Origin of the sequence: Bacillus sp. GMa5/1, from assembly GCF_050172015.1 — a bacterium.
In the GTDB taxonomy this organism is placed as follows: Bacteria; Bacillota; Bacilli; order Bacillales; family Bacillaceae_G; genus Bacillus_A; species Bacillus_A cereus.
This window is the reverse complement of record NZ_JBNLYC010000181.1, coordinates 1-7,491: the sequence shown is the minus strand read 5'-3', so window position 1 is coordinate 7,491 and position 7,491 is coordinate 1. Positions and strand designations below refer to the sequence as shown.

Here is a 7,491-nt window from a genome sequence, read left to right as displayed (position 1 = left end):
AATGAGTTTTCACAAGCATGTTACTTATTATGCTGTTTATTATCTGAAGAAGATTGAAACCTCTACAAATTAAACTACACTTTACTTATTTACTTATATATTTTAGAAAAACAATAATATTCCCCCACCATTTGGTAAGGGGATTAACTAAACCTACTAAAAAACATTTAATGATCTGTTTTATTTAATTGGAGAAGGAAATCTTGCTGCTTCAAAATGTGCCCCATCTTCTAAAGGACTTAAAACCCCATCTATACTACTTTGTGCATAAATCTCAACTTCATCCCCTGCATTCAATTGAACAATCGTCGAAACACTTACGACATTTCCAAAACTTATTGGACCAAAAAAGTCATTATCTATAGCTATCGCTGCGTTTCCATTCACACGAATTTCTACACGCGCTCTATAATTTAAAGTTGGATCGTTTGGAAAGAAACCAATCGTTCCAATAATAGAATATACTCCTTTAGTCTTCGGCATAAAAATAGATGTTGCTGGATTATACTCATTCGCTAAATCAAATTGTTCATTTTGAAATAACACTTTCACAAAAGTATTAGCAGGAACATTTTGATTCACAGTATTTCTAGCTCTAAATGCCGATGCTCTAACAAGATTGTCCTTATTATCATGACACTTACTAGTGTTCTTACAACAATCATGATGCTTCTTTTTATACTCCTTACAATACTTACAGTAGTAATAACAAGACATACTAATTCCCCTTTCAAACTTATTACTACATATTATGTAAGATTGATTTATAAGGTTTGGACTAGCTATTTTTCTTATTCATAAGGGCGCTATTAATCTGCACCCTTATTTATATAAACAACTTCATTCCTTACTAGTTATAAGTTGTATATAGTTCCATATGGAATAGTAAGAAAAGAACTTCCGTACGGTGTAACATGATGTACTGGGTAAAAATACTCTACGGATGAGTAATATGGTTGTACTCCTTGCTGCTGCATTTGTTGTTGCATTTGCAATGCTTGTTGAATAGCTTGGACTGTACTTTGTGCTCCACTATACGTTATAGACGTACCATACGCTGGTCGTATGCCAGCTTCAGAATTAAAATATGAATAAAACATGATCTTCAACTCACTTCCGTATAATTTATTACAAATTATATTATGATTCTTTATTTCAGTAGGTACTATAAGCTAGTCCGCTCGCTTATATTCAAATGACAAAATAAAACAGTAGCTGCTAGACTACTTTGAATTCTTCTTATTACCAAATGAAATGATATACATATTCTCCGGTTACACGCTCATCGATTCCAGCAACCCTAACGAACCTAAGTAAATCCGCCCCTTGAAGAAAATATACCGACATCGTAACCGGTACTTGTGACCACATGAATTGATAAAGCTCATTCACTCTCTGATTCGTCGTAACGATTAAATCATTTACAGGTCCATGATTCCATGCAGAGGTTTGAACTGAAGTGAAAGAAAGGTCTTTCCCATTAACCACTATTCTTGCCACGCTTTGAGTTATGTCCACAATACTCCCCTCCAACATTACAAAAATTGGACCTTTTTTAGTTCATATTATTATAAATATTCTTGACTGTAATAAATGTTTAAGGCAAATCCCTAATAAAGTGAAACTTTAATCAGTGGAGGTCTTACTGCCCGTTAATGCGGGATACAATTTTTTTATTCATATCCCTCAATTCCCATTACAACCATATAATTTCTAACCTGATTCAATTTTTGTAAAAGTTGAACCAGCAAATGTAAATTCCGTAAAAGTATTAGAAAAATTAAACTTTACTTTTGAAGGTACTCTGAGAAAAAGCGAAAAATCAGTTGGAAATCTTATCGATTTAAATATTTATTCGAAATTAATAAGCAATTAATTTTAGTCACTCTGCCCATACTCAATCAAAGTTTGGGCTTCTTTAATTTCTGTATAAAATTCAAAAGTTTGACACAATCCTGGAAAAAGCTTATAAAGAAAAGTGAGGTTCCGTTATTTTCACACTTAGTAGCGCAGTCATGTTACATACAATTTTATAAGTGTGAACGAACTACAAAATTAAAAAACAAATAATAAGTTTGCAACATGTTTGCAAATGCGAATTTTGCATATAAATTCGTGTGATATTGAAAGGAGTTTTACTTATGAAAGAAATTAAAACAGAACAAGAATTCAAAGACATCATCGCAAGCGAGGAGCCAGTAGTTGTTAAGTTCTTTACTACATGGTGCCCAGATTGCGTACGTATGGACAACTTTATCGGAGATGTAATGGAAGAGTTCAATAAATTTGAATGGTATTCTATTAATAAAGATGAGTTTCCAAGTATCGCTGAAGAGTATCAAGTAATGGGTATTCCAAGTTTACTTGTATACCAAAACGGTGAGAAGCTAGGCCACTTACATAGTGCTAACGCAAAAACAGAAGAGCAAGTTACTGAGTTTTTAGAAGCATACTAAGATGAAAGCCCTCTGGAAAATATTTTCCAGAGGGCTTTCATCTGTTTTCATAATTATCTTTTGACGTTTTTCCTCGTTTAATGAATTACACCTTGTCATGATAAGAATAATATGTAGTAAGAAAAGTATTCGTTTCTTGATCCATCTCCCCTCCTATCTCTTTAGTAAATAGACTCTAATTAGGTTTACACCCTGACTTTGTACTTTTCAACATATTTTTCCTTCACGAAACTTTGTTATCCCCTTCTTAAAAAGCTATAAAACGTCAACAATGTTTGTATAGACCCACACGACTTTCGTTTGATACTCTATTTATAGAAAGAAATTCCTTTAAAGAAAGGTGAGTGATTAAAATGGATACTCTTTCTCATAAAGAAGCTGATAAAGGCGCTATTGTCAGCATTATGGCCTACATATTTTTATCCTCTATGAAAATCATCATCAGTTATATTACCCTCTCTAGCGCATTACGTGCTGACGGTTTAAATAACTTAACGGATATCGGTGCTTCTTTAGCGATATTAATTGGTCTAAAAATATCTCGTAAACCTCGTGACCCAGATCATCCGTATGGGCATTCGCGGGCCGAACAAATCGCATCACTTGTTGCGTCCTTCATTATGGCAACAGTCGGATTAGAAGTTGTTATTAGTGCCATTCAATCTTTCTTAAATCCGAAACAAGCAGCGCCTAATATACTCGCTGCATGGGTTGCTTTATTTTCTGCTGTCGTTATGTACTGCGTGTATTTGTATACGAAAAAAATTGCAGCACGAACAAAAAGTAAATCATTAGAAGCCGCTGCAAAGGATAATTTATCAGATGCACTCGTAAGTATTGGTACCGTAGTAGGTATTGTCGGTTCTCAGTTCCAAATGCCTATTTTAGACCCTATTGCCGCTTTAATTGTCGGTCTTATTATTTGTAAAACTGCATGGGAGATTTTCGTAGAATCTTCTCATATGCTTACAGATGGAATTGATCCTGATAAAATGGAAGAATACGCTGATGCTATTGAGCATATTGGCGGTGTGGAAAACATTGTAGATATTAGAGCACGTATGTATGGGAATCAAACGTACGTTGATATTACAATTGAAGTAGATGCTCGCATGGATGTTGGAGAAAGTCACTGTATTACCGACAACATCGAAGCTATGCTTCGCAAAAAGTTTGGAATTTACCATGCACACATTCATGTTGAGCCAATGAAAAAAGAACCTATTATGACATAGGTTCTTTTTTTATGAACGTTTTATGGAATATAACACATAAAACGAGCCAGCTACCACCAGCTGCCCATCCTGCTAATATGTCAGATGGATAGTGCACGCCAAGATATATTCGGCTAACTGAAATAGATAATACAACAAAGCTTGCTATAAGAATAATTAACAATTTTTTATGCAACGAAATACGCTCTTCAGTAATTGTGACGTATGCAATAAATCCTAAAAAAGCAGTAGCATTCATCGTATGACCGCTCGGAAAACTATATCCAGTTGCAGTAACAAGCTGCGTGACATCAGGTCTTGCTCGTTCGTACCATAGTTTAAGCATACTGTTTAAATAACGAGATCCGTAGTAATTAATTGTTAGAAGTAACGCACTAAGCAACTTTTTTCTAACGAGAAAATACATTACAAGAATAATGAGTAATGGAAAATATATTCTTTTGGAACCGATAAAAGACACCCAAGTAAAATAGGTCGTCAAATAATCGTTTCGAAAGCTTTGAATAAAATGTGCGACTATATTGTCAAAGTTCTCAATACAAGCGGTATGATACGAAAGTGATAATACGACAAAACAAATGAGTAACGTAAAACTTAGCAAGTATAAATGTCGATATCGTTTCACATACATAACCTCACTATGCAAAAAAATGGAGCGGTTGTTTTAGTTTTCCTCTCCATTTCTTTTTTATGCATAGTTTATTAAAAAATATAATTATTAATTTTTTGCTTCATCTCAGGGATATCTTCTCTTGTTACAGTGAAGCGAATAACCTTCTCATCAAGATCAAGTGCCTCAGCGAATAAACCAGCTAATCCACGTGATTTTCTATCTACTTCCATAATTATTTCTAATCGGTCGTATGCACGTGGCAAAATTAATAATTCTAATTCATCTAATCTGCCGTAGTACTCTCCAGAAACCGGAATAAACTCAAATTCTTGTGCGAATGGAACTTGTTTACGTAATCGATGCGGTAATTCTTCACATTCTATATGACGTGCTTTAAACCCTAATTCATTTACACTATCTAAAACACTACTTAATAATGCATTAGGTAACACTTGAACGTAGTCGCGGTCACTTGGGTCTATACTACGTTTAATATCAAGACCTGTGTGAATCCAAACCGTTTTCATACCAAGTGTAAGTGGTGCTTCAATTGGCATTGGAAAAGAAAATGGAATGTCAACTGTTTCATTCGGTTCTACAGAAAAAGGTTCGGTTAAGCGTACTCGCTCTAAATCATATGTTGCTGTTACTTTTTTATCATCCACTTCTCGTACATACGACGTCGATAATGTTAAGTAAATGCTTTCAATTTGTTGGCTAATTGAACCTCCAGTTATATGAACCTTTCCAACTATTTCTTCCCCAACAATATACTCATCTTTTTCAAGAACAGTATCTACCTTTGCACTTCCAATACCAACGCTTGCTAAAAACTTTTGAAACATGGAGTCTCCATCCTTTCTAAAGCAGAAGCTACATCTTGTTTTAAATCTTGTACATTCTCATAGTACGGCGTTTTTATTTGTAACATTCGCATAAGCATTTCGCGATTATAATGTTCCAAAGTTAATTCTTCGTACCATGGTTTTTCCTGTTTTTCATTAGATTCATATCCTGCATATAATAAAAATAATGAGAAATGACCGAGCGCATAAAAGTCGCTACGAAATTGAACTTCTCGCATCAAAGCTTGTTCACCTTCGTAAGTTGTAACTCGCTCATCATCCTCACCTTTCCATTTAGCCAATCCAAAATCAATAATACTAATTTGATTTTCTTTCATTAATATGTTTGGAATGCGTAAATCTCGATGAATAATGCCTTCACTATGAAACACCGATACAATTTCTAATATTTCATATAAAATTTCAAAAACTTCACGTTCTGTATATACATACCCATCTATGAAAATATAATCTTCAAAATTTTTACCAGGCATGTACTCCATCACAAAGAAGCTCTTTTTCTCCCATAGGAAATGATCATATAGACTAGGAATTGCATGATGATTTAATGTTTGTAAAATCATTTTCTCTTGTTCAAATGATTTTCTACCAGACTCATATCTTTGTTTACTTTGTCTTAATTGTTTTAAGACTTTATATCTATTTATTTGTAAATCATTAACGACATATGTAACCCCATAACTGCCCATTCCAATTACTGATTCAATTTTATAACGCTCTGCAACAATTGTATTTTTTCGCAGTGGTCTATCAAATAATGCTAGTACACGACGCCATTTCATCAGCTACTTGAAAAGAAGCTACGGCTTTTACGTTTTCTTTTATAATGTTGATGTCCATAACCAGATGAACGTCGTTTATAATCGCTACTTGAATACGAGCGCCCTCTACGACGATAATCACTACTTGAATACGAACGATATTTTTTCTTTCCTAATAAAGAATCAATAATTTTTTTGAACATTCCTTCACCTCTTGAGTAAAATTTCCTTTTCATTATATCAATAATTATTGACTATATTTGTGACAGGTTTGTAAAGAGTAAAAAACGACGAGTTATGCCCGTCGTTACTTTCATTCATCCTCTTCATCAAAAACTTCATCAATCATGCATTTCTCTAATAAATACTCAAATGTAATATCTGCGAGATCTTCAATTTCTTCTCGTTTTGGGACGTACCCTCTTTCAATTAGTTGCTCATAAAAAAACTCCGCAATCTCTTCCGTATCAATCACGACTTCAATTTCCTTCATGAGCATCACTCCTTTATTTCTGTTTTATGAAAAAATCTCAAAATTATGTATATGAGATTAGAAAAATAGATTTTATTTTTTTATAGGTCATAAGCTTTGGACGAGATGCATACGATTGTAGTACAAGCTATTCAAAGGGGGAAATAATAATGGAAAATCAATATGAAGTAGGACAAACAAAAGAAGAGTTCATGCATGAAGATCAATGGGCAGACTCTCTTATAAAGTGGCTTTTTATTTTTTTAATAGTTGTAGGCATACCTTATACTGCATATGTTGTTGTTCAATTTATTCTCTCTTTCTAGTTAACTACTTTTTCTCTGTCAATTTAACTAAATAATTATGAACAACATCCATTACAATTTTATATTCTTCATCTTTAAATGTATCGAACAATAATTGATAATCGTTATAAATGTCAAGTAATCCATCAATGATTTCTTGACGATTCGTCTTAACACTCACTTTTTTCGAGTTGTTAATTGACTTTAACTTTCCTAAATCCAATTTATTCATACCTGCTTTATCTTGTTTCATTTTCTTCAAAATTGCATTTGCCGTTTGAGCATTGGCTAGTAACGTTAAATCTGATTCATCCGCTTCTAACCATTCACCATCCGTAATCCGTGACAATTCATAAATTGTATCTTCCCATGCGTCATTCTTATATCTCCATACTTCTGTACGAAAACCAACAATACGGAAAACATCTTTATCATATCCAGTTACTTGCACAAGATCACCAAACGTGAAATTATAATTTAATTCAATCCACTCCGTATCGCCCTTTTTCATATCTTGCTCTGTAACGTGCTGCAATGTTTGCTCTACGTAAAATCCATCGTGATTATTGACTTCGTATACATAAACTCCATCTAAAACCTTCATATTTGTGATTTTCCCAACGGTTCCATATAGCGTAATCACGACTATGTCCCCTACGTTGTATTTAGGTTGTTTTTTTCTTGCCATCTCTATCTCTCCTTTTTTTGACGTCGTGATTTTGATATCAGTATATGCAACCTACATAAAAACGCTTATCACAGAAGCTTATATTCATAAATTTT

12 protein-coding genes and 1 pseudogene are annotated in these 7,491 nt (G+C 33.6%); 4 read left to right on the top strand and 9 right to left on the bottom strand.

The features are described from left to right. Positions 1 to 180: 180 nt before the first annotated feature. The 3 genes from ACQGSG_RS24540 to ACQGSG_RS24530 form a co-directional block, all read right to left on the bottom strand. The gene (locus ACQGSG_RS24540) at positions 181 to 717 is read right to left on the bottom strand and encodes a C1q-like domain-containing protein (RefSeq protein WP_001278088.1); all 537 of its coding nucleotides are present in this window, start codon (positions 715 to 717) and stop codon (positions 181 to 183) included. Between the two features lie 137 nt (positions 718 to 854). After that, a complete protein-coding gene (locus ACQGSG_RS24535) occupies positions 855 to 1,100 on the bottom strand; it encodes a DUF3947 family protein (RefSeq protein ID WP_097861807.1) in 246 nt (81 codons plus the stop codon). A 142-nt stretch (positions 1,101 to 1,242) separates the two neighbouring features. After that, positions 1,243 to 1,518: a hypothetical protein gene (locus ACQGSG_RS24530; protein WP_016109915.1), complete on the bottom strand. Its 276-nt coding sequence runs from the start codon at positions 1,516 to 1,518 to the stop codon at positions 1,243 to 1,245. A 208-nt stretch (positions 1,519 to 1,726) separates the two neighbouring features. Between ACQGSG_RS24530 and ACQGSG_RS24525 the strand changes: the two are divergent. The 3 genes and pseudogenes from ACQGSG_RS24525 to ACQGSG_RS24515 all read left to right on the top strand — a co-directional run. After that, positions 1,727 to 1,876, top strand: a pseudogene (locus tag ACQGSG_RS24525) (GNAT family N-acetyltransferase); the annotation flags it as partial. Between the two features lie 265 nt (positions 1,877 to 2,141). After that, complete coding sequence (locus ACQGSG_RS24520) at positions 2,142 to 2,456, top strand: thioredoxin family protein (protein ID WP_000658787.1); 315 nt, start codon at positions 2,142 to 2,144, stop codon at positions 2,454 to 2,456. Between the two features lie 353 nt (positions 2,457 to 2,809). Beyond that, positions 2,810 to 3,691: a cation diffusion facilitator family transporter gene (locus tag ACQGSG_RS24515; protein ID WP_000380380.1), complete on the top strand. Its 882-nt coding sequence runs from the start codon at positions 2,810 to 2,812 to the stop codon at positions 3,689 to 3,691. Here the strand turns inward: ACQGSG_RS24515 and ACQGSG_RS24510 are convergent. The 5 genes from ACQGSG_RS24510 to ACQGSG_RS24490 form a co-directional block, all read right to left on the bottom strand. Continuing rightward, positions 3,681 to 4,316: a phosphatase PAP2 family protein gene (locus ACQGSG_RS24510; RefSeq protein WP_000833370.1), complete on the bottom strand. Its 636-nt coding sequence runs from the start codon at positions 4,314 to 4,316 to the stop codon at positions 3,681 to 3,683. The genes ACQGSG_RS24515 and ACQGSG_RS24510 overlap by 11 nt on opposite strands. 77 nt (positions 4,317 to 4,393) lie before the next feature. Then, the gene (locus tag ACQGSG_RS24505; RefSeq protein ID WP_000486611.1) at positions 4,394 to 5,149 is read right to left on the bottom strand and encodes a sporulation protein; all 756 of its coding nucleotides are present in this window, start codon (positions 5,147 to 5,149) and stop codon (positions 4,394 to 4,396) included. Continuing rightward, positions 5,131 to 5,952 (bottom strand): serine/threonine protein kinase, encoded by an 822-nt coding sequence (locus ACQGSG_RS24500; RefSeq protein ID WP_000872065.1) that lies wholly within the window; start codon positions 5,950 to 5,952, stop codon positions 5,131 to 5,133. Before ACQGSG_RS24500 ends, ACQGSG_RS24505 begins: the two co-directional genes overlap by 19 nt. Beyond that, positions 5,952 to 6,134, bottom strand: coding sequence for a hypothetical protein (locus ACQGSG_RS24495; RefSeq protein WP_000473371.1), 183 nt, complete (start codon positions 6,132 to 6,134; stop codon positions 5,952 to 5,954). The genes ACQGSG_RS24500 and ACQGSG_RS24495 overlap by 1 nt, the downstream gene beginning before the upstream one ends. Positions 6,135 to 6,244: 110 nt before the next feature. Next, complete coding sequence (locus ACQGSG_RS24490) at positions 6,245 to 6,424, bottom strand: YozD family protein (protein WP_000658451.1); 180 nt, start codon at positions 6,422 to 6,424, stop codon at positions 6,245 to 6,247. A 149-nt stretch (positions 6,425 to 6,573) separates the two neighbouring features. Here ACQGSG_RS24490 and ACQGSG_RS24485 point away from each other — a divergent pair, with 149 nt between their 5' ends. Beyond that, positions 6,574 to 6,729 (top strand): DUF3930 family protein, encoded by a 156-nt coding sequence (locus ACQGSG_RS24485; RefSeq protein WP_000431486.1) that lies wholly within the window; start codon positions 6,574 to 6,576, stop codon positions 6,727 to 6,729. A 4-nt stretch (positions 6,730 to 6,733) separates the two neighbouring features. Here ACQGSG_RS24485 and ACQGSG_RS24480 read toward each other — a convergent pair whose 3' ends face one another. Beyond that, the gene (locus tag ACQGSG_RS24480) at positions 6,734 to 7,396 is read right to left on the bottom strand and encodes a hypothetical protein (RefSeq protein WP_000101499.1); all 663 of its coding nucleotides are present in this window, start codon (positions 7,394 to 7,396) and stop codon (positions 6,734 to 6,736) included. Positions 7,397 to 7,491 lie beyond the last annotated feature (95 nt).